12 protein-coding genes are annotated in these 23,705 nt (G+C 41.1%); 2 read left to right on the top strand and 10 right to left on the bottom strand.

Annotated features, from left to right (window positions below; translation table 11 throughout):
- Positions 1-182: 182 nt before the first annotated feature.
- The 5 genes from HMAT_RS15810 to HMAT_RS15790 form a co-directional block, all read right to left on the bottom strand.
- A complete protein-coding gene (locus tag HMAT_RS15810; RefSeq protein WP_233789370.1) occupies positions 183-3,692 on the bottom strand; it encodes a malectin domain-containing carbohydrate-binding protein in 3,510 nt (1,169 codons plus the stop codon).
- A complete protein-coding gene (locus HMAT_RS15805; protein WP_104383805.1) occupies positions 3,692-6,490 on the bottom strand; it encodes a glycoside hydrolase N-terminal domain-containing protein in 2,799 nt (932 codons plus the stop codon). Before HMAT_RS15805 ends, HMAT_RS15810 begins: the two co-directional genes overlap by 1 nt.
- Complete coding sequence (locus tag HMAT_RS15800; RefSeq protein WP_104383804.1) at positions 6,490-8,076, bottom strand: glycoside hydrolase family 28 protein; 1,587 nt, start codon at positions 8,074-8,076, stop codon at positions 6,490-6,492. Before HMAT_RS15800 ends, HMAT_RS15805 begins: the two co-directional genes overlap by 1 nt.
- Before the next feature lies 1 nt (position 8,077).
- Positions 8,078-9,613 (bottom strand): glycosyl hydrolase family 65 protein, encoded by a 1,536-nt coding sequence (locus HMAT_RS15795; protein ID WP_104383803.1) that lies wholly within the window; start codon positions 9,611-9,613, stop codon positions 8,078-8,080.
- A gap of 111 nt (positions 9,614-9,724) precedes the next feature.
- Entirely contained in the window at positions 9,725-12,436 is a 2,712-nt protein-coding gene (locus HMAT_RS15790; protein ID WP_158655900.1) for a hypothetical protein, read from the bottom strand.
- A gap of 167 nt (positions 12,437-12,603) precedes the next feature.
- Between HMAT_RS15790 and HMAT_RS15785 the strand changes: the two genes are divergently transcribed.
- Positions 12,604-13,224 carry a 3'-5' exonuclease gene (locus HMAT_RS15785; RefSeq protein WP_158655899.1) on the top strand — a complete coding sequence of 207 codons (621 nt, stop codon included), beginning with the start codon at positions 12,604-12,606 and terminating at the stop codon, positions 13,222-13,224.
- 10 nt (positions 13,225-13,234) lie between these two features.
- Entirely contained in the window at positions 13,235-15,148 is a 1,914-nt protein-coding gene (locus tag HMAT_RS15780) for a DUF294 nucleotidyltransferase-like domain-containing protein (RefSeq protein WP_104383800.1), read from the top strand.
- 9 nt (positions 15,149-15,157) lie between these two features.
- Here HMAT_RS15780 and HMAT_RS15775 read toward each other — a convergent pair whose 3' ends face one another.
- The 5 genes from HMAT_RS15775 to HMAT_RS15755 form a co-directional block, all read right to left on the bottom strand.
- Positions 15,158-17,077, bottom strand: a complete 1,920-nt coding sequence (locus HMAT_RS15775) for a family 43 glycosylhydrolase (RefSeq protein ID WP_104383799.1) — start codon at positions 17,075-17,077, stop codon at positions 15,158-15,160.
- Positions 17,078-17,102: 25 nt separating this feature from the next.
- Positions 17,103-19,064 (bottom strand): alpha-L-arabinofuranosidase C-terminal domain-containing protein, encoded by a 1,962-nt coding sequence (locus HMAT_RS15770; protein ID WP_104383798.1) that lies wholly within the window; start codon positions 19,062-19,064, stop codon positions 17,103-17,105.
- Between the two features lie 103 nt (positions 19,065-19,167).
- A complete protein-coding gene (locus HMAT_RS15765; protein ID WP_104383797.1) occupies positions 19,168-20,709 on the bottom strand; it encodes an alpha-N-arabinofuranosidase in 1,542 nt (513 codons plus the stop codon).
- A 13-nt stretch (positions 20,710-20,722) separates the two neighbouring features.
- The gene (locus HMAT_RS15760) at positions 20,723-21,871 is read right to left on the bottom strand and encodes an aldose epimerase family protein (protein WP_104383796.1); all 1,149 of its coding nucleotides are present in this window, start codon (positions 21,869-21,871) and stop codon (positions 20,723-20,725) included.
- A gap of 95 nt (positions 21,872-21,966) precedes the next feature.
- A complete protein-coding gene (locus HMAT_RS15755; RefSeq protein WP_104383795.1) occupies positions 21,967-23,667 on the bottom strand; it encodes a sodium/solute symporter in 1,701 nt (566 codons plus the stop codon).
- Between the last annotated feature and the right edge of the window lie 38 nt (positions 23,668-23,705).

Raw genomic sequence — 23,705 nt, 5'->3', positions numbered from 1 at the left:
TCATAGGCATGAAATGGTTTATCCCTTTTTGGTTATTTATTAAATCGTAATAAAGTGTCCCTTCACTTTATTTAAGCTCAAAACTATTATTATTAATTGTCAAAATGACATAAAAAGTTTTAAGTGTTCAATATAACTGAAAATTTTACGGACAACCGTCATGTACTATCCTGACTTACATATTATTTAACCTCTAAACCATCGAAAATAACACCTTCTGAATCAATAGAATACAATTTTACAAAATAGGTTCCTGCATTAATCATCGTCTTTGTATCAGTATTGATATAATTCCATTTGCCTGAGCGCGTAGGTTCCAATTGTATTGCGGTTTTGGGCACCAATATATGCTTATCTTTGTCTAAAATTTCATAATAACCATGACGTACCTCCTTAAATGGATTATGATACTTCATCGATAATGAATACACGTCGGCCGCACCAACCTGAAATTGCCAACCGATATAACCATCTTTGCTGTTAAATGCCAAACGCTTTTGTCCAACAAACTCGATTTCGGAGACACCTTCCCGCCATCCGGTTTGATAGGCCTTATAATTTTTAACCTCTTTCAAGTCATAAACTGGCATAAGACCGCTTTGCTGCTGAAAGACCACAACCTCACCGCAACGCTGCGTTTTTAGAAAAATCTCCTCCCCAGCCTTCAATACCTTACGGAATACTGCAAAATATTTTCCCGTATTCAATTGAACGCTGTCTTTGGTATCTTCAAAACCTTCAGGCTTCCTATTCCCTAGATAGAAAACGTTGGTTGGTTCTTTAAAACATAGACGATAGGCTCGATTGCTATCAAGCTCGAAATACTCTGAACCATACAAGGATGGTGGCAATGAGAAAAACGATGTTACCTTATTCCCTTCCTTTTTCAATATACTGCCGATATCCAGCCAACTATGGAGTTTTATATTTTGACGCGCTACGTCTAGATTATAATGATTTTGATCGCTAGATTCTGAAATTAGATGAACATGCTCCTTTGTGGCAATGGCAATAGCTTGTATCACTGCTTGTCCAGCATAAACGCGTGGGAAATCGATAAAAATCTTTCCGTCAACTACCTTGATAGAATACTTTTTTCTGACTGCGCGCTGGAACCCTGCATCTTTATAAATATCAAACTTATGTTCTACAATCTGACCATTAATAGCAATGTCAAAAATACGATCTCCTTTTCCGGATGAAAACCTCCCGTACCAGGGTTCGGCAAAATAGAGTTCGACCAAATAATCTCCATTAGGTAAGTCAAATTGATAGCCCAACTTATCCAGTCCATAGCGGAAGGTCTGAAAAAGCGGCCAGTCTTTCGTTCCTTTAATTGGGTCGAAAATTATCCGTTGACTAGCAAAATTAGTGTTCATCCCCTCAAAATGATCTGCCCAAGACTTGCTGCCCCAGCCCAATTTGGACCGATAAGGTTGGTCGGCTTTCCAGTATCCTCCATATTCATCTGTATAATTATCGCCGCCACAGTTAACACGGTACAGATAGTGATATCCCGGATCTGGTTTTAGAATCTCCGATGGGGTGTTATACAAATCACCAAAATGTGGACTTTCGGGAAGGTTCTGTAGGATAATGGTATCACGACTAACAACTTTTCCCCCTATTCTTCCCTCGGCATACAAGACATTATATCTCACATCAACACCGTTAAATTCAAAATGCCGGCCAAATCCGGGATGTTGTTTCTTCCCTAGAGAAACCGAACCAAGATCATTAAACAATTCCACTTCATCACAATTAGAAAAAATACGGATATTGTTTTTAATACCTGGTGCTAACCAACGATTTGGCCAGGAATGCATCGCGATATAAACCATTGGATTTGCTTTACTGCCAAAATGGGACAGGTACATGTAATAAGCATCTGTCGGTTCACCCCAAGGCGTCAATAAGCCTTTATAGTTAACTGGACCAATCCGGTCGATATCCCGATTTCCTTCTCCCCCCTGAATACGGCCCGGATTATCATGTGAGTTCCAAAGCCATAGATAATGTCCAACAGCACTGTTTTTAACAGCATCCGCCAAACGTACTTTAGTTTGTAAAATATCAGCAAAGCGCTCCTCGTTGTAGTTATTTTCGTTGGGAAGATAAGGTGGTTCGGCATGTAAGCCCAAGCTTCGCCAAGCACCATACTCCCCCACAAGCTGTTGCTTTTTTAGATCGTCGCCATAGGTCTTTTGATCTCCCCCATACGTACCGGTCCAATTTTGTGGAACATCCCAATCCGTTCCACTACCGCCATTACATGTCGTCACTAACCGTTGTATGGATGCCGTAGGATCTAATTTCCGAATTAGTGCCGTACACTCACGTGCAAAATCTTCCGGCAGTGTACTTTCATTTTCAAGGCCCCACAAAATTACCGATGGACTATTTCGACGTTCGCGCACCCATTCTGTTAACAATTTTTTGAAATTCTCCCGAAAGGCGGGTGTATCAAACCAGATATGTGCTGCAAGCTGTGTCCATAATAAAATACCATGTCGATCCCATGCTTGTTGATAATGCAGGTTATGCGGCTGGTGGGCATCACGGAAGGAGTTAAATCCGAGTGTCCTAATTTGCCTGATTCGAGCATCAATCTCCTCCTTATCAAAAGCATGCGATTGACCTAATTTATGCTCATATTCAGCGATACCGTTAATAAATATGGGGTCTCCATTGATTAATAGACGTGGATCACCTGAAGGCATCAAACCTTTTGACCATCGTACAGTACGAATTCCATAAGGTGTTTCTATTTCGTCGATAATCCTTCGCCCAATTTTGAGCTGCATTTTCATACGATACAAATAGGGTGACTCCGAAGACCATAATTGCGGATTTGTCAATACAAGATCTTTCAAGCGAACTTGCTTCGTAATGTTTCCTTTTATCTGATCTTCTGAGGTGGATCGAAGAACTACTTTCCCTTTCTGATCCAACACTTCCGTCACAACCTCCACGTCTTTACTTTCTCGGCTTTTATTACTTACCTCGACGATCTGATGCACAACAGCCTTTTTATGATCAACTGTTTCGTCGTTCCAATAATGCTCGCCAAAAGGCGTAATAGACACTTCATTTTTAATCAATAGACTCACCGGCCTAAAGATTCCCATCGGCTGCGATCCTTCGGAAAATCCTCTTTCTGTCGAACAGCCCCCGTCTACCCAGGGAAGGTCCATGATATGTGCCGGGTGGTCGGCTCGAACAGCTAAAAGGTTGGGACTCCCATCTAATTTGATTGCATCAGTCACATCCAATGTAAATGTGGTTCTTCCCCCTGCATGATATCCTACCCGTATGCCGTTTAACCAAACTGTTGCATAGGATCCTACTCCCTCAAAAAATAAATAGAACCTATTTTTATCCCTTTGCTGTTTTAGGCAGAAAGTTTTTCGATACCACGAGTAACCGTGTAAATTGCCATGCAGCAATCTGCGGTATCCTTCGTAACTATCCCAGTTATGAGGAACATTTACTTTCCTCCAATCTTTGTCTGTATTAAAAGACAAACGGTGAAATCCGCTGTACCTCGCAGAATCTTTTTGGTCCATTATCGTCAGCCACCCTGTATCCAGTGCAATCGTTTTACGAATTTTTTGACCATAGGAAAACACTCCGTACAATAACATACAGGCACAGCAAAACAGCCTACTCAACAGCATCCATCTGGTCATCATTATTTCTTTAACTTCAATTCTTGATCGAAGACATAAGATTTGCCTTTCTCTGTTTTCATCTTTACTTCACGACCGGCATAACGCAAATGGAGTTCTTTTCCAGAAAGCGATGCAACTGTCACCTCCAATAATTGATTGTCTTTCCATTCCATATCAACCTGAAAAGCTTCACGCGCTCTAAGTCCATTTACTTTACCCCTGCTCATTTCTGCTGGCAATGCTGGTAATAATTCAATCCCATTGATATGACTTTGAAGCAACATCTCGATAATTCCAGATGCTCCGCCGAAATTTCCGTCGATCTGAAATGGTGGATGGGCATCAAATAAATTGGGGTAAGAACCACCACCGCTACCAGCCGGCCGCAATAGCATTTTTACCATGTGATAAGCATGCGGGGCGTCTTTTAATCTAGCCCAAAAATTAATTTTCCAGGCCAGGCTCCAGCCTGTTCCTTCATCTCCACGTAGTACCAACGAACGTTTTGCCGCTTCAACCAATTGTGGTGCATGCGTCATATTGATTTCATCTCCTGGAAATAACCCCCACAAATGGGATACATGTCGATGTTTGTTCTCTGGATCGTCCAAATCTGTCAACCACTCCTGGAGTTGCCCATATTGACCAATTTGATTAGGTGCTATCCCATCACGCATCTTCATAATTGAATCCCGCAAGGGAATATCTCTATCCAATAACTTAGAACTTTTACTGAAAATATCAAACAACGAACGAATAATCTGATGATCCATGGTAGGCCCTTTGACTAAACCTCCATTTTCCGGAGAGTTTGAGGGAGAGCTAACCCACCATCCTGTTGTGATGTCTATAACTAGAAAATCTTTAAAAAATAAGGTTGCATCCTTGATAATTGGATAATATTCCTTTAAAAAATTTAGGTCTTGTGTAAATTGATAATGTTCCCAAAGGTGACGTACCAACCAGGCACCGCCTGTGGGCCATATACCATGATTGGAGTTGTTTATGGGTGCAGTTCCACACCAAATATCCGTGTTATGATGCAATACCCATCCGCGTGCCGCGTAATATTCCTTGGCAGTTTCCCGACCTGCTATACTAAGATCCCTAATCTTTCCAAATAAGGGTTGTTGTAGTGCTGAAAGATTGAGAGCTTCCGTCGGCCAATAGTTCATTTCTAGATTAATATTGGTTGTATATTTACTCCCCCAGGAAGGTTCCAAAGCCGGATTCCATATCCCTTGAAGATTCATAGGTTGGCTTCCTTCCCTTGACGCAGCAATCTGTAAATAACGGGCAAATTGTACATAAAGCGCTACTAGCCCAGGATCAGCATGCTCTACAGCGCGTTTTAATCTTCTATCTATCGGGATTGTATCAAGCTGGTTTCCAGCACCAAGATCGATTGCAAAACGATGATACAACCGTTGATAATCTTTTTGATGGCTTTGATACAATTGATCAAAGTTTAGCTGACATAAATTCTTGAACCGCTCCAATGCCATAGTAGCATACTGCTCATTCAACTGTTGATAAGTTTTAAAATTAGTTGCCGCAGTCAGCAGAATTTGAGCTTCATCCGCCTGTTTCACAACGAGTTCATCTCCTTCAAAAGACACCTTTCCCCTTTTCAATTTGATGTGTACGAGCGCCGTCCCGCGCATCGCGCCATTTTTCACCCCTACCTCAAGACGAATTGACGAGTCATCGAGCTGAAGAACTTTAGCCTGCTGATGTTTGGTCTTCAAAGCGAGACGGAAGGATATTTTGTTTTTTTTATCGGCTTGCAACCACAGGCCAATAAAGTTGTTGGGATTGCTCGCAAAATAGGTTCTCCTATAATGCACCCCATTTGAGCCGTAATTGACACGGACTTCGCCCTTATCCAAATCGAGTATCCGACTATAGTTTTCCGCGACGTGGTGATCGAACTGTAAATGTAACGAACCGAAAGGCTGATAAGATGCTTGATAACTGCCTATTTTAGGACTATTTTGATCTTGAATATCGTATTTCCACTGTCCATTTAGCGAGACACATTTCCCGCTGTTACTTTTTAGCCCTATTGATTGTTTGGGGTCTTTATACCCAGCTACACCACCCTTTCCTTCTAGATTGATAACCTGAATCGCAATACTATTTCTCCCTTCCCGCAATAAACCTGCAGGAATTTGATACAATCTTCTGGTATCATCGCCCGTTGACTGACCGACGAGCTTACCATTGACGTAGGTATAATCGATGGTTCGGATTTTATTTAAATCCAACGACCAGTGCGCTGCGAGCTCATTTTTTGAAAGGTTAAACTCATAACGAAACCAAACCGCCCCGTCCAATCCTTCCAGCCCCTTACTCTCCCAACCTTCATAGTGTGGAACCGCTATACGCGGCCATTTGCTATCGTCAAAAGCGAATTCAAAAGGGCCATGTCTCTGCTTACGGATGCTTCCGATCTTTTCCAACCAAACAACAGGGTCCTCCGATTCACTTTTAAGCCCCATAAACTCCTGCATTGCCAAAGATTCTGCTTCTTTCTGATGGCCGCGATCAAGTAGGTCTCTAATGTTTTGAAGATACTTTGATGCGCCTTTTTTATTGTAATTCCGTGGTCCATCTGTCCATAATGTCTCTTCATTAAACTGTAACTCTTCATTCCCAACTCCCCCATAAACCATGGCTCCTAGCCGTCCATTACCAATAGGTAAGGCCTCCTCCCACTGTTGGGCAGGACGATCAAACCACACACGTGCTTGTGCCAAAACGGAACCCAGGGGGCATATCGATAAAACCGACACTATGAGATACAGGTATAAACGCATTATTTTATTTCCAAAGGGTTTATATTTGATGAGAACTGACCACTTTTGTAGGTACCGCGGAGAATTTGCTTTACGCTAGCCAGATTATTGCCATGAACATAAATAGACTCATTCGCGGAGCCAACCAAGTCTAAAAATAACGCTGTGCCTATTGTAGGAAAACAGCTCTGCACATCGACTGATTTACAGTTTTCCAGCTCGATGAGCGATTTATCTACCACCGGTGTCGTGTTTTTTACATTTAATATATTCAGTTCTTTCCCGTTATTGACAGACAATAATGGACCTTGTTTGATTGCTACGTTTACGTTATTCAATGTCAACCCAGTAACATTAAGCGCTGAAAAACCGGTACTTCCCTGCATATTAATATCCGAAAACACCACATTCTCTATGGGCATCTCTTCCAAGCCGCGCATATAGCCAATACGGTTTGTTGTCCCAGATAAATTGTTAATATAGATATTTCTGAACTTAGGCGTGCGTTCACTAATAGGCCCCGGTTCACTTTTGGCATATTCCATATCCATGACGATTGCTTGATCTCTAATATCCCGCATGACAATATTGGATACTTGAATATTTTCCACGATCCCCCCTCTACCCCTTGCCGTCTTTAAACGTATACCGCGATCTGTTCCATCGAAAATACAGTTGGAAATCACAATATTTTTCACGCCACCCGACATCTCGCTTCCAATAACTACACCACCATGTCCCCGAAGCATTGTACAGTTTGTAATCGTATAATTCTCTGCCGGAATATTGATCTTTCTTCCTGAACGATCCTTGCCAGATTTTATGGTAATACAATCATCCCCCACACTAATGTGGCAATTGGCGATACGAACATTGGAACATGATTCTGGGTTAATGCCATCGGTATTAGGCGAGGGCGGGTTATCGATCGTCACACCATCCACGGTGACATTATCACAATATTGTGGGTTAATTGTCCAAAATGGCGAATTTTGAATTTTAATATCTTTGATCTGTACATTTTTACAATTTAAGAACTGTATAAAAGGCGGGCGTAAAAATCCTCTTTCGATCCATCCCGGAAGATCCGGAGCCAAAACATCCTTATTGAGGCGTTTAAACTCCTTTTGCCATTTACTGTCTTCAGTCTGTTTTTTAACTTCGACCTCCGAATAGCCCCACCACTTTTTACCGTGTCCGTCGATCGTACCACGGCCTTGAATACTAATATTTTCGAGGTTATTGCCATAGAATAATGGCGAAAAATTGGTTACAGCAGTTCCTTCCCAACGGGATTCTACCATGGGTAAATAATCATCAAAATTATCGCTAAAATGCAACTCAGCACCAGCATCGATATGAATCGTAATATTACTTTTCAGATGAATTGGTCCAGTCACGTATTTTCCAGCCGGGAAATAGACCGTACCGCCGCCTTTATTTGCAGCAGCTGCAATAGCTTTTTTGATAACCAATGTATTACTTCCGGTACTGTCTTTCCGTGCACCAAAATCCATAACATTTAGCCAAGTTTGTGCCTGCAAACCCAACATGGATAAACAAAGCAAAACAGTTATTATTCCGCGATGATAGTGCTTTTTGATCATATTATTTTAAGTTAATCTTACAATTTTTTAAATCCTTTTGTTGCAAGGACATCATCCCATCCACATAGATGGTCAGTCCCTTTCCTTTGTGGTATCTTTCACCGGTAGCATCCCAATAAACAGCGATGTTCCTATTGTGATACGTCAATTGAGTTAGCGCGAAATAGTCCCACTTATCTTTCGAAATCAATGGTTTTATCTCGAGTACAGAATTAGTTTGCGGTTTTATTCCGATTAAATCCTGGATAATGATATCCGCAAATGTAGAGTGGTTATAAAATTTACTTCTCGGATTGTCGCCTTTCAACCATTCTCCCGTCTTTTCATCTTGGTATTCACCTATATAAGGCTTACCATTCATCACATGCGATTTAGCATATTTGTGGACTTGTTCGTAGAAATCTTGAGCATCTATTCCCTTATTCTTTTTATAGTCACTTAAGTAATTAGCCATTCCCCGAATCGTCTGCGAACTTGTAAAAGGCCAAATGGCGCCATCCCATTCACAACTATGCCCGGTGCCACGCGTTCTAAAGGTCGGTTCTCGTCGCTCTGCTGTCGTTGTTCCCCAAGGAGCATTAAATCCTGCCGTATCAGGCAACTGGAGCCAGGCTTTTCCATAAGCCTTTTTGTCCGGTGGTAAATGAAAGTACCAAGGGATAAAACCGATTGCTTCACGTGTGGGATGTAGTGGTCCTTTTTCCAGTTTTGTTTTAAAAAACTGATCCTCTTTGTCCCAAAGTGAATCCAATACCAATTGACGCAGCGATTGTGCATAGGTGCTGTACTTTTTCTCCAATCCTGGATTAGACACCAATTTGGCAATTGCTGCTATCGCTACAGCGTTTCCATACATATAACTATTGATCGATGGCCGCATATTATGCACTTTACGGCCACCGGAGACAGATTCCTCCATGCCATCTTGAACATCATATTGCCAAAAGAGACCATTTTTGCTTTTCCTTTCTTTCTCCCACTTTTCAAAGTCTAGATCCAGGTCCGATAGTCGATCTTTTAAATATTGCGTGTCGGGATTGACTTTATAATAAGCTAATAAAGCATCGGGTAGCCATGAACTAAACTGATGGAATCTAGGCTTGGATTGTCCCTTATCGGCATGATAAAGCCAAAAATCAATATATTCTTTTAAAAATGCATTGTTCTTCAACCATCGTCCCTCATATAAATGGTGGCCGAGTGCGCAGCTGATCGAATTGTATTTTCCGGCATGCTTTACTGGTTCAATAAATTCTGTCACCAAGGTACCCTCTGGGCTCGACTTGATATGCTTTCGATAAGACCACCATCGGAAATAATACGTTTGCTCAATCTCCTTATCGGGACAGTCCAATAAGGGAATATTTGTCTGCATCCATTCATAAGCAGCCTTATTGGGAATATTATTGATAACAGCCTCGTTATCATTGGCATTGAATTTCTGAACGTAAATTTGAAGTTTTTCCGCTAACTTTTCTTGCGCATTTACATGTAGCGAGTACAATAGAAAAGCAAGCGCAACGATATTAATTTTCATTTTCCCTGGTTATTATCAAAAAGTGGATCTTAGATTTTGATTGAGTTTGCCGTAAAATACCCACTTCATTTAAGTTATTTATCCTGTACTATCCTGAGCATCTATGCTCATTTACAATTTTGTGCCCTTAAAATAGCCAAATAGGTCATCAAGATCATCTCCTTGATTATCCACATCAGCATTATAGGGATATACGAGTTGCCTGTCGTCCACAACACCTAAAATTAGAGCCTCCCCTTTAGGAAGCTTTAGTTCATGTTGCCCTGCGGGGAAGGAATACGTGTGAATATCCAACATAGGCATGTATTGAATGCGAATCGCATTACGAACTTTCGCCTCTGCCTGCCCAAAATCGTTGGCACTCGCATCAATTTCCAAGACGGGCTTAGGAGCAAACACCTTATCTGTGCTATTGAAATAGCCAACTAATATTTTTACAGGCTTCTGGGTTTTAAACCGGAGCTGTGTACCAGTTAACTTTTGTTTGCCTGCGTCTATCTGTACTGCCATCAGCCCCTCTAATTCCTGGGCTAAATGTGTAACCACAAGTTCCTGGTCCGCATACAACTTTGCTCCTTTTTTTAAAGGGATCAACTGCTGACGATCAAAAAAGGTGATCTGTTGGGACATTAGTCCCACTTTTGAATGCTTAGGGTTACCGTTCATCGTTGATAAGGAATCTATCGCATGTTTAAAGTTGCTCAATTCAGTTTCAAAGACAGGAAGCATCTCTTTCCAGTGAATGAATGTCGCATCTGCACCACGCATCGGTATTTTACGTTGTTTGGTCTGCATGCTGTTTGCATATAAATAAGATGCAGTAGTAAGGTCCGTGAGCTTACGGTATTCCTCCACACTTTTTTCCAAATTTGGTAAAGCCTCCCGAAGAGCGCTTAGATCCGGTTTATATTTGTACCGCAGCAGTTGAATGGCTGCCTTGACTTTATAACTATAATGATTCGCTAACAATTGGTGGATCCGAATATCATTGACCCACCGATTAAATTCAGCCACATTTTTAGTTGGCTTTCCCAATCCTTTAATCAGCGTTGCTGCACGTTCTCCATGCTGCACAATTTCTCTTGCTACCTGGGCAGGTGTTTCTCCGATGTGGCCTTCATGGTGGTAATCCTTCTCTACATAATCAATAATCATCTCTCCTTCTGGAGCCTCGGATTCATAAAGTAGGGTAAATAAGCCATAACGATAAGGATTAATCAATTGCGTCATCAACATGCCCAAAGAAGAGGTCTGTCTGTTGCCGTCTGTAATACCAAATCGTCGTAGGATTTTAGGTGATATCTCACCAATTTCTTCAATGGCCAACAGCAATTTTTGGGCATCCTGCCCAGAAATACCATAATATTGTACAAGCTCTTCCGACCAATAAGATTGCTCCTGTGACAAATCTCGATTTTCATTCCATGCGTACCGCGCCCACGCTTTGTACCACATCCAGTCCCGGTCCACTTGAAGCAGCCTATTATAGACCTTATCAGCTGCATATGGCCAATCCCAATACGAAGCCTGTGGGTAAATATGAATGCCATTCGAATGATGGACTTCGTGCATCGCCTTGACCGATTTTTGGATAAAATCAGGAGAACCATAACGGAAAGGCTCTAGATTGGCCAATATATGTACATTTTGGATATGAACAGTTCCGATATTACTCAGCGAGCGATGCAATTCGGCCCATTTACCACGAGGAGTATAGGTCGTCAGTGCCTCGCCATTATATTTAGCCATGGTATACAGATTTTTATAAATCGGTAGTGCAGCTTGCATCACCGCCGGAGCGTCGGTATCATGCGCCCTTAGAATGATAGGGGGCTCACCCTTAGTACTTGATGCATGTAATCCGTCCTGTACTCCGGGTATAATCGTCTTCGTAAACCAGTTGATATCATCTTGTCCCACCCCTTCCATTGCTTCACCCAAGGTAATCAAGAGTCCTACATTTGGATATCTGGCTACAAAAGCAGCGATGCTTTTACGTGTATAATCTGAAATTAAAGGTGTAATAATCCGATTGCGCTCCTGGGTCTTTAAACCATGACGATCGGCAAAAGGCTTAGGCAGGATAATGTTGTAAAACATCTGGATAATCCAAATTCCTCTCTTGTTGGCTTCTTTTGTTAAAAATGTGTACATCTCCTCGTTTTTTTGAAATGTTGTCTCATCCACTTCAAGCGCATAAGGATAATCCTTTAATTTTACTAAAGAAGAAAAAGGGTGTCCATTCCATAAATACAAGGCGTTATACCTATTTTCGACCATCATATCTAAATATTTCAACCATAATTTTTTATCATAAAACCAGGGAAAAGATTCGGGTGTATAAGGATATTCGTAAATGTCATGCCCTGGCAAGTAAGTCGTTTTCTGGAGGCCGATGCTTGTGCCACGCATAACCATTTTTGGACCATCGGCGAAAAAGAATGGTTCACCGTTCAACCATTGTTTATGTGCAAGCAATGCCATACAACCATATAACACCCCTGACTCATCAGCGCCTATTAATGAGAGGGGCCCCTTTTCGGTCTTTCGATATAAAACAAAATGTTCCTTCTCGATCAACTTAGCTTTAATTGAATCTGGTAAAGACTTCTTTTGTACCAGCGTACTCACCTCAATACCTGCAGCGTTGATGGCAATAGATTTGGACAGTTCTTCCTGTAGCAGATCAATTGCATATTGAAATCGCTCTCGATTTACGATACGTTCCAAGGTATAAAAAACAGTACCTTTTTTATTTCCTGCTTGAAGCTCACCGAGGAGAGAACAGACACAAAATACCATGCATAGTAGCCTTCTGTACATAATTGGTCATTTTTAACTTACTAATAAATGTCAATTTTACATATAAAATTCCAGACATTGAAATACGTATCTCGTTTTTTACAAAGGCTATCCTTTTACAAATACAGATTTACCTATTATTAACTAGAATATTTTAGTATTTTAGAGCATATTCAACTATAAATCCATTGAAAAAATACTTGCTATTCTTAGATACAGAAACATCTGGCCTGCCGAAAAAATGGAGTAAAAGGTACACAGAAAGCGACAATTGGCCACATGTATTACAATTGGCTTGGATCATTTTTGACGAAAACCAAAATGAGATAAAACGTACAAACAAATATATCTATGAGCCACTAATTCCGATCAGTCCGGCATCAGAGCAAATACATGGGTTGACGCCGCCTTTTTTAATGAAATATGGGGAGAAGAAAAAAGAAGTTTTGCGCAAGCTAAGTCATGACATTAAAAAATATAAGCCACAAATTGTCGGGCATTTTCTTTCATTTGACCTACAGGTATTATCAGCAGAATTCTACCGATCGAACCTAGCTCTCCCATTTGGTGACTTAAATTATTTTTGCACACTGTTGTATAGCAAAAGGTATGTCAGAAATCCAAATATGGTACATCTTCCGCTTTCGCTATTACATGAATCCCTGTTCTCGGCACCGCCAGAATATATGCACAATGCAGAAAAGGATGCTGAGATTACGGCAAAATGCTATTTTGAAATGATTCAACGAAAAGACCTGACCCATCAAGATATCCTAAATCAACAAACAGAGTTTGCTAACATCTTCTAATGCTGTCCTCATGAAAAATCCCGAGGTTATTCTTTCCATACTGAAATCTACCCCTCCATTTCAGGCACTGCCCGATTCCCTACAGCTCAGTATTGTAGATATATTCAATGAATACCGCTTCTCCAAAGACACGCTTGTCTATCGCCAGAACATTACAGACATGGATGGAGTCGACTTAATCGTCGAAGGTGAATACGAAACGTTTTTCTTGGACGACTTAGACAACAAAAGATTGACGGAAATTCACCATAAACCCTATTGTTTTGGCGGAATATCCGTCCTTTTGAATCGAACAAAAGCATTAAAATCTGTAATTGCTAAGAAAGGCACCATCATTTATCGATTACCTCGAAAAAACTTTATTGAGCTTTGTAACGCAAATGAAGAGTTTTTCCATTTTTTTACCAATTCTTTTGGCAGGAGAATGCTGGATGAAGAATTTTCTCATTTTGTCAAATCCCCAGCGTCTTTCGAAGAAAGCTATTTTGCAGCAGATCAATTATACTCAAGAAAAATTGAACATATCACCTACAAAGATATTGTTGCCTCTGCCCCTGAAACGCCCATCTATGAGGTTGCAAAGACAATGGCAAACCAAAAGGTAAGCTGCTTATTTATCAAAGATGACAATAACATTATTGGTTATGTAACCGATATGACTTTACGGGATAATGTAGTTGCTCAACAAATACCGGTCGACCATCCGATTGCGGAAGTCATGGACAATCCTATTGTTAGTATTTCTGATCAGTCTTATCTTTATGAGGCTGTATTAAAAATGTTCCGTACAAAATCAAGGTACCTGCTCGTGGAAAAAGAAGGAAACTATGTCGGCTTTCTAAGCCGGAATCGCTTGTTGAGCGAACAAGGGCAATCGCCACTTGTATTCATTCAATCGGTAAAACTAGCAGAGACGCTGGATGAATTGCGCGAGAAGTGGAACAATGTTCCGGAAATCATCCACCAATTGCTTGGTAGAGGTGTAAACGCCGAAATTGCCAATCAGGTGATCACGACGGTAGCAGATAGTATTGCGCTCAAAGTAATCGAAAAAGTAATTGGGGAAATTGGTGAACCACCGGCAAAATTTGTCTTTATGGTCACGGGCAGTGAAGGTCGAAAAGAGCAAACATTGATGACGGACCAAGACAACGCAATTATCTATGAAGATAAAGCCAACGAACATCGTGAATTGGTACGTGATTATTTTCTGCGTTTCGCCACTCAAGTATCCGATCATTTGAATACAATAGGTTTTAGCTACTGCACAGGCGGGTACATGGCCAGCAATCCTGAGTGGACACACTCCCTTTCCCATTGGAAAAACAACTACAAAAAATGGATTGAAGAAAGTATTCCTGAAAATGCCATTAAGTTTTCAACGTTCTTTGATTGCCGGCGGCTATATGGCGACCAGGGTATAATTGATCAACTTAAAGAATTTCTCAATATTGAGTTACAGCGTCCTAATGATCGCTTTTTTGCATTTATCGCCAAAAATGCCTTACAATATGAGCCGCCGTTAACATTTTTTAAAGCAATCAAAACACAAACCATCGGTTCATCGGAAGTCTTCAATATAAAAAAAGCAATGACACCTATCGTAGACTTAGTTCGTGTTTATGCCCTGAAAAACCGTATTTATGAAGAGAACACCGGTGGTAGGCTCAAACAACTGCTTGATTTAGGTGTTTTTACGCAGGAACAATATGAGGAATTACATCAATCTTACTACTATCTGATGTCTATTCGCCTGAAAAACCAAGCGAATCAAATTCGGATAGCTAAACTAAGTCCAAACAATTATGTACCTATGGACAGTTTGACAAATATTGAAAAAGCAACCATTAAAGAAATTTTTAAAACCATCAATAACTTCCAATTGGGCATCAAAGTGAAATTCACCAATAACCTTTTTGGTTAGTACATTGTATTAATGACTAGGAATCACAGGTAGGATCGTTCCATCTGGGCCGAAGTGCAATTCATCCATGCAAACCTCCCGGTGATAACCGGCTGCATCCCCCATTGTAATTCCCTTAGGGTAATTAAATCGATGGTAAATAATATGCCACTCATCTTTTCCCGGTACCTGTAGTATGGAATTGTGCCCAGTACCAAAAATTCCAAGCGCTGCATCTTTCTGCAAAATGAGGTTATCATCAGGAACTTGAATTGGTCCCAAAGGAGATGTTGAAGTACCGTATCGAACCCGATAATTTTCACTACGGGTATCGTTTTCAGACCATAGAAAGTAATAAGTTCCCTTTCGGAAGAAAACGTAAGTACCTTCGCGAAAGGTGCGATCCGGTGTTATTAGTTTAATCGAATTTTCCTTAATCGTGATCATATCCTTATTAAGCTCGGCCACAGCAAGATGTCCATTCCCCCAATACAGATAGCTTTTACCTGTTTTGGGATCAGTAAAAACCGCAGGGTCGATTTCTTGGCCACCTTTCACACCATTCGGTTTAAAGTCTATTAACGGTTTACCTGAATCTTTAAATGGTCCTGTCGGCGAATCTGCTACGGCAACACCGATTTTCTGGGCTGCTGTAAAATAAAAATAATACTTATACCCGCCTTTAACTTTCTTTTCTATGATTGTCGGTGCCCAAGCATGGTGCGTACCCCAAGGAACATCTTTTTTTAAATCTAATATTACACCCTCATCTTTCCATTCTTTTAGGTCCGTAGAGGAAAAAGTTTTGAAGTAATATCCGCCCCAGCCGTCAAAACCATCACTCGTTGGATAGATATAATATTTCTTTGTCTTATTGGAATACAATACATCCGGATCTGCGTAAAAACCTTCCAATACAGGATTCTTCGCCGTATTTAAAACAATATCTGCCGGTTTGCCCCAACGTTGCACTACTCTGTTTAATTCATTTTTTGAAATAGGCAAAACAGTGCCATGTCGCGGATGAAAATCCATATCAATCTGTTGATCTATCGCTTTAAAATGATCTAGATCATGCGATTCGCAAAACTGATATTTCCCTTTTTTATAAACATCATACATGAGGACATAAGTATCAGATTGATTGCGCTTAAAAATACCCGACCCTTCCACATCTTCTGAGGTAGCCTGTTTGTACCCTGGCTGTTCAACCCATTTCCCTGAGGTCAAGGAATCTGTAATGGCTTGTTTTATACCCTTTCCTTCGCCCTCCGTTTTATAAAACAAATGAAATAATCCATTTTTAACAATAATATCCCCATCAATACAGGATTGACCATTTTTTGGCAAGAACAACACCTTAGGTTCGCCCTCCAAATCTGTAAAATCGCGGTTAGCATACGCATAATAAATCACATCAGGCTTATTTCCGTATTTCATGGACCAGTAAATCATATATTTACTTGCGCTCGGATCAAATATAGTCTGCGGTGCCCAGACTCTTTTTAAGTCTTTTTGCCCCTGATAACGTTCCTGCATGTTAATAACATGATGATCCCAATGGATCAAATCCGTAGACTTTAACATAACTATGCCTCGGTTAGAATCCCACCCTTTTGATGAAGTCATGTCCGTTAATACCATATAAAATGATTTTCCATCTTGCGCACGTAGAATATGAGGATCCCTGACCCCACCTGTACTACTAATGATCTTAGAATCCAATATCGGCTGATTATTGTTTAGCGCTCTGAACGTATAGCCATCGGTACTGATCGCAAAACAAACAGCCTCGTCTGCAACGGCATTTCCTTTAAAATAGGTAAATAAGTAAGCAGCAAAATCTTTTTCCGATGGACCAAATTTGTATTCCTGAGCAAATACGCCGGATAAGGATCCAATGATTGAACAAACAGCCCCAATGATGGACATCAACTTTTTTTTATTCATAATAAAGTGCCGGCAAATAATCATCCTATTTCGTAGACATTTTAATCAGGGTAAATGAATAGGGTTCAAATGTTTCAACGAATTTCTTTCCCTTATAAGTCACGGGATCTTCCTTTGGACGAATATGTAATGGCTCTTCCATACTATTACTCACATTGAGGTCGGCATTTGCCAACGTGATCTTTTGTGCCGCCGCCAACAGCTTTTTCTTCGAAACTACGTCTAGACTCACCTTTATAGGCTTACTTTTGTAATTGACCACTTTTAAAACTAACTGCCCCGATAAATCGTCATAGACGGCAGAAGCATAAAGGCTGTCCATTCCGGCAACGGATTTGCCCTCACGTTTGATCGGAATAATAGACGTCCCTTTATTGGTGGCATACAATTTCTGTACTTGGTAACTAGGCGTTCCATATACCTGCAAATTGTCAACCCAAATTAAGTCAGGCGACCATTGCCACCCGTCTACATGGCCAAATAGAGGTGCATAAGATTCCATCTCGACAACATCGCCATTTCGCTCCAGGCCAGTCATAAAAGCCGCTTCAGAAAGTGCGGCCTCCCAGGTACTTTTCCCCGGGCCGTTTGGCCGTGTTGTATGTGAAGCGTACTCACCCGCGAAAATCTTTACTCCATTTCGTTCATAATTGTCATAGCGGCTTGCACTCGAAAGAAACCAAGATGGTGGACGGTAATAATGCTCATCTATGATATTCATACCCATCGCCCGGAGTTTTTCATTGAGGAAGTCAAACCGGTCTCCTTCGGGATCAGTCCCCGAACTTGCGATAAGTGAAATTTCGGGATGCTTTTCGTTCAACACTTTCTTAAAAACAGCCAACCGTTCGATATATTGAGGTCCCCAATTTTCATTTCCAACCCCCAACATCTTGAGATGAAAGGGTTCCGGATGTCCCATCTCAGCACGCAGTTTACCCCATTTTGTATCTGTAGGTCCATTAGCAAATTCGATCAGATCCAACGCATCCTGAACATATTCATCGAGCTCATCTAAGGGCACAACTTCACCGGTATTAAACTGGCATGCCATTCCACAATTGAGGATGGGAACCGGCGTTGCACCGATATCTTCTGCCAATAAGAAATACTCAAAAAATCCTAAGCCAAACGTCTGAAAATAATCTGGCGCCAAACGATGTTTAAATTCGGTGTTCCAGCGGTTGATGATCAACTCCCTTTCGGTAATTGGGCCAACCGTTTTCTTCCATTGGAATCTATTAGCAAGATCTTTACCTTCCACAATACAGCCGCCCGGAAAACGGATAAAACCAGGTTTCATATCCGCAAGCATCTGAACCATATCTTTACGTAAGCCCTTAGGTCTTCCTTTCCAAGTGTCTACCGGGAATAACGACAGCATATCAACATCTAAGGTACCCGATCCTGTAAACCAAACATTTAATTTGGCCTTAGCTGTCGTTTCCGATACTGAAAATTTAACGGCGGCTTCGGACCATGATGTAGCCGCCTTTAATGGAAATTCAGCTTCACCAATAACTTTATTCTGCTCGTTTAAAACTTCAACATGGATTTTCATCCCCGCCGCAGCACACTGATACTGCACAGAAAACTCGTAAGCTGCCCCTGATTTGACCCCCATACCTCTAAAACCTTCATTTTGCAGTCCCAATTTCAGATTGGTCGTATTATTTAGTCTTAGATAACGTTTATTCCCTTTGCGCTTACTGTCGTTTAATAGCAAATAAGTACCTTCAGGTCCATTTTCCAGCTTCTTCCAGGCCATCCATGGCTGATCAAATTCAAACGATCTATTTTTCACCAATTCGGCATAGATCCCGCCATCGGAGCCTAAATTAATATCCTCGAAAAAGACTCCCCACATGTGTGGCGATATTTTGCCCGTAGGTTTGTCCAACTGTACATTCAATTCAATTGGGGACTGCGCCACAGCCGAGGAACCCAGACCCGTCAGCAATAGCATCATTGACACAATTTTCTTCATCTATAGAATTAGTTATCTTTTCTATTATCTGTAACGGTAAATGAACTCGTTCCACTCGGTGATATATTGATCAATCGATCATTTATCAGGCCTTTACAAAATGCTATATCAACTCCAGTACAATAACTGAAAACGCAGGAATATCAACCTCAATAGTTCCATTCACCATTTTTGCATCCTTATAGACTACCGGTGTAATGACCATAGGCTTTTTAAATGAATTGTAATCCCTTAGATTCGCTGCGGTAAGTATCCGACCGGTGACCTTTGCCGATTTGACCGAACCAAGGTCCACGCGTACTTTATTTTTTCTTTTTGGATCTATATTCACTAAAGAAATATGTGTACGCCCTTGTTTGTCTTGTGATGCAGAAACCGACACCGCCGGAATCTTTTCGTTATTAAACTCAAAATCTGTTGATTGAACAGAAATCGGGATTAATTTTGCGTCCTGATGCACCTTGTACATTTCCATCACATGATAAGTCGGGGTTAGGATCATATTCTTACCCTCTGTCAAAATAACAGCTTGCAATACATTTACAGCTTGTGCCAGATTAGCCATTTTAACACGGCGGGCATGATTATTGAAAATATTCAACGTCATGCCCGCAATCATCGCATCACGCATCGTATTCTGCTGATAAAGGAAACCGGGGTTTGTACCGGGTTCAACCTCATACCAACCGCCCCACTCATCAACAATCAGGTCCACGTTTCCTTTTGGGTCATACTTGTCCATAATGGCAATATTCTTTTCCACCAGTTCATTCATGAACCAAGCCGACTTCATCGTCCTAAAATATTGTTCTTCCGAATATTGGGTCGCTGAACCTTTCTTGTCCCAATTGATTACAGCATAATGATGCAGGCCCATCCCCTTCATCAAGCCACTCGGTATTTTCTTCATTAGGGTCTCGGTCCAGTTGTAGTCTGCGCTGTTGGCTCCAGAAGCAATTCGATATAAGCCGCTTCCATTTGTCCAATCCGACATAAACGTGGCGTATTTACGGTATATATCCGTGTAGTAATCAGCGGTCATGTTTCCGCCACAGCCCCAGGCTTCATTTCCTACGCCCCAAAACTTCACCTTCCAAGGTTCCTGCCGACCATTTTTTCGTCGCCAATCCGACATGGGGCTTTCCCCCTTAAAATTCACATATTGGACCCAGTCGGCAAGCTCCTGCACCTCACCACTACCCACATTACCCGCCAGATAAGGTTCCGCGCCAAGTAACTCACACATATTGAGAAAATCGTGTGTACCAAAGGAATTATCCTCTGTCACTCCACCCCACCAATTATTGACAATAGCAGGGCGCTGTGCTTTGGGCCCGACCCCGTCTTTCCAATGATAGGTATCCGCAAAACATCCACCCGGCCAGCGTAAATTTGGAATGTTCAAATTCTTGAGTGCTTCAATCACATCTTTTCGTACCCCATTGGCATGTGGAATGGAATCGTTTTTCTCACCCACATAAAAGCCATCATAAATACAGCGCCCCAAATGCTCTGCAAAATGGCCATAGATATGCCGGCTTATAATCTGCTCCTGTAGTGGTTCTTCCAACTTCACGCTACTTTGCCCATACAACAGTCCATTGATCAGTGTAAAAGCAACGCTTAATTTTAATCTTAGCTTCATGATCTAAACTTCATTATTTAACACCGAATCGGTAGGTTGTTTTTGAACTATATTTTTCTCCAGGTTTCAATACCGTTGATGCAAAATTGGGATGGTTCGGTGCATCCGGAAAATGTTGTGTTTCCAGACAGAATGCTGAACGGAATGGATAAACTTTTCCTTCTTTTCCTTTTGGATCTGAGTCCTTCATAAAATTACCGCTGTAAAATTGCAGGCCCGGCTCTGTTGTGTAGACCTGCATTTCAATGCCCGTTTTCGAAGCATATACCGCAGCAACTTTCTGAAAACCATCCTTCTTGTTAAGTTCAAAATTATGATCATAGCCTTTTCCGATCTTCAATTGCGCATTTTCATCTTCAATATGGGCACCCACAAGCTGTGGTTTTGTAAAATCAAATGCTGTACCTGCAACGGGCAAACTCTTTCCTGTCGGAATTAACGCATGATCAACCTCCGTTATCGCCTTTGCATCAATTTGAAGTTCATGATCTAAAATAGAAGAATCGCCAGCACCATTGAGATTAAAATAGGCATGATTCGTCAGATTTAAAACAGTTTCTTTGTCCGTCGTAGCCAGATAATCAATACCCAACCCACCATTTTCTTCGAGTGTGTAAGTAACCTCCATTTTGACTGTTCCAGGATATCCGGCCTCTTTATCCGGAGAGGTATACGCCAGTGTTATCGAAGTAGCTGTACGATTGACCACATCCCACACTTTGTTGTATACGCCATTTGTACCGCCATGAAGCGAATTCTCACCATCATTTTTTTCCAGGGAATAAGACTCCCCATTTAGTCTGAAAGAAGCTTTACCGATGCGGTTACCATAGCGTCCCACAATTGCTCCGTAAAAATTATTATAGTTTTCCTTGTATTCCTTCGCTGAATCATAACCCAAAATTACATCCGTAGCACCACCGTCTTTATTCGGAACTTTTAATGTCACCAATCGCGCGCCATAATTCGTAAGTGTGACAGCTATTTTATCGTTCTTTAATTGAAACAATTTAACCTCTTTACCATCAATCTGACTATCGAAGGCCTGGCTCGATGTAGAATCAGCCGAAGTTGCCGCTTGCTTATTTTGAGTCGAAGGGGACTGACATCCATACGCCAAAGAAGCACAAGTCAACAAACCAATAATAATTTTCTTATTCATCTGTATTTAAGTTTTTATTCCATCATTCAAGATGGAGTTTCCTAGTTAAATTAGGAAGGGTTCATAATAATTTCTAGTATTCAACAGTGATCAATTTACCAAAAACGAACATAAATGGCTGTCACTAACAATAAGGTTACAACAATTAATGCCAATACGGATGGCTCAACCTTGAACATCGAACGATCCAACACGAACGCTTTGGGATTTACTTTTGGTCCGAATAAGCTTACACCTATCATGGCTATCATGGTAAAAACAAAGGCCAGTCCCATACAGATCTGGAATGGAATCTCATAAACTCCCGCTTTATTGGGATAAGCTGTATAGATCCATGTTTCTGGTCCGAATACTTTTGTTGCAAACTCATTAAAAAATATGGACAAAGCAAAACCCGTGACAAGACCTGTAATAGCGGCAGCCCCTGTGGTTCTTTTCCAAAACATGCCCAATAAAAACATCGCAAAAACACCAGGGCTGATAAATCCAGTGTATTTCTGGATAAAAGTAAATCCGCCGGCGCCACCGATACCCAAAGCATCATTCCAGGTAAATAGAACGGAAAGCAAAATAGAGATAACAATAGTTATCTTGCCAACCCATACCATTTTTGCTTCGCTCGCCTCTTTATTGATATATTTTTTAAAGATATCCAATGTAAAGATCGTTGCAATACTGTTGGCCTTTCCAGCCAATCCAGCCACAATAGCAGCTGTAAGTGCTGCCAGTGCAAGCCCCTTCATCCCATTTGGCAGATAACCTAATATCGCCGAATAAGCATTATCGGCATGAAATACACCTCCAGGAGCCATTTCCTGTTGCAACGCTCCATTTTTATATAATACGTAAGCAGCAATCCCCGGCAGCATTACGATAATTGGCATAAACAATTTAAGAAAACCGGCAAAAAGAATTCCAGTACGCGCTGTTTTTAAATCAGCTCCTAAAGCCCGCTGCGTGATATATTGATTACAGCCCCAATAATTTAGGTTAACAATCCAGATTCCAGCAAGATACATCCCTATTCCGGGCAACATCAGATATTTATTAATATCTTCCTGACTAGCCCCTGGCCCAGGTTTGGAAACAAACAAATTAAAGTGCTCCGGCGAATCTTCCATCAACTTATTAAAACCAGCCAATACGTCTTTGCCTAATCCAAAATGCTCACTTACCAAAGTTAATGCAACATACGTTGTAGCAATACCACCAATAATCAATACCACAACTTGGATAACATCCGTAAAACCGATCACACGCATTCCTCCCAATGTGATAATCACAGCAAACACTGCCAAAGCCACTGTGATCGTATGGAAGCTATCTCCACCGCCTGCCATACTAGAAATGGCAATGGCTCCTAAATATAGAATCGACGTCAGGTTGACAAATACATACAGAAACAACCAAAAAATCGCCATAATAAGGCTTGTAGTTTCATTGTATCGGTTATTTAAAAATTGTGGCATGGTGAAAATCTTATTTTTTAGATACACCGGGATAAACCAAACCGCAACAATGATAAGCGCCACCGCAGCAATAAGCTCATACGCTGCTACTGCAATTCCAACTTCAAATCCATTACCGCTCATTCCAATAAACTGCTCTGCTGAAATATTGGAGGCTATCAATGAAGAGCCAATTGCCCACCAGGTCAGCGACCCTTCCGCCAAAAAATAGTCCTTGCTACTGCTTAGGCTATTCGTCTTCTTGCGATAAATCCAGTAGCCATAGCCTGCCACGATAAAGAAGTAAACTACGAAGATAACGTAATCTACCGTTGCAAATTTTTCCATATTTTCCAAATTGGTTATTTATCAAATAAGCCATTTAT

It is taken from the genome of Sphingobacterium sp. HMA12 (assembly GCF_002933815.1).
Taxonomy (GTDB): Bacteria; Bacteroidota; Bacteroidia; order Sphingobacteriales; family Sphingobacteriaceae; genus Sphingobacterium.
Note: the sequence above shows the minus strand (reverse complement) of the source record. Positions and strands in the feature narration are given on the sequence as shown.

Bases quoted from the DNA above. Each gene is read 5' to 3' on its own strand.
- HMAT_RS15800 (WP_104383804.1), bottom strand. From the start codon at position 8,076: ATGATCAAAAAGCACTATCATCGCGGAATAATAACTGTTTTGCTTTGT.
- HMAT_RS15780 (WP_104383800.1), top strand. From the start codon at position 13,235: ATGAAAAATCCCGAGGTTATTCTTTCCATACTGAAATCTACCCCTCCA.
- HMAT_RS15770 (WP_104383798.1), bottom strand. From the start codon at position 19,064: ATGAAGAAAATTGTGTCAATGATGCTATTGCTGACGGGTCTGGGTTCC.
- HMAT_RS15755 (WP_104383795.1), bottom strand. From the start codon at position 23,667: ATGGAAAAATTTGCAACGGTAGATTACGTTATCTTCGTAGTTTACTTC.
- HMAT_RS15775 (WP_104383799.1), bottom strand. From the start codon at position 17,077: ATGAATAAAAAAAAGTTGATGTCCATCATTGGGGCTGTTTGTTCAATC.
- HMAT_RS15760 (WP_104383796.1), bottom strand. From the start codon at position 21,871: ATGAATAAGAAAATTATTATTGGTTTGTTGACTTGTGCTTCTTTGGCG.
- HMAT_RS15805 (WP_104383805.1), bottom strand. From the start codon at position 6,490: ATGCGTTTATACCTGTATCTCATAGTGTCGGTTTTATCGATATGCCCC.
- HMAT_RS15795 (WP_104383803.1), bottom strand. From the start codon at position 9,613: ATGAAAATTAATATCGTTGCGCTTGCTTTTCTATTGTACTCGCTACAT.
- HMAT_RS15765 (WP_104383797.1), bottom strand. From the start codon at position 20,709: ATGAAGCTAAGATTAAAATTAAGCGTTGCTTTTACACTGATCAATGGA.
- HMAT_RS15810 (WP_233789370.1), bottom strand. From the start codon at position 3,692: ATGATGACCAGATGGATGCTGTTGAGTAGGCTGTTTTGCTGTGCCTGT.
- HMAT_RS15790 (WP_158655900.1), bottom strand. From the start codon at position 12,436: ATGTACAGAAGGCTACTATGCATGGTATTTTGTGTCTGTTCTCTCCTC.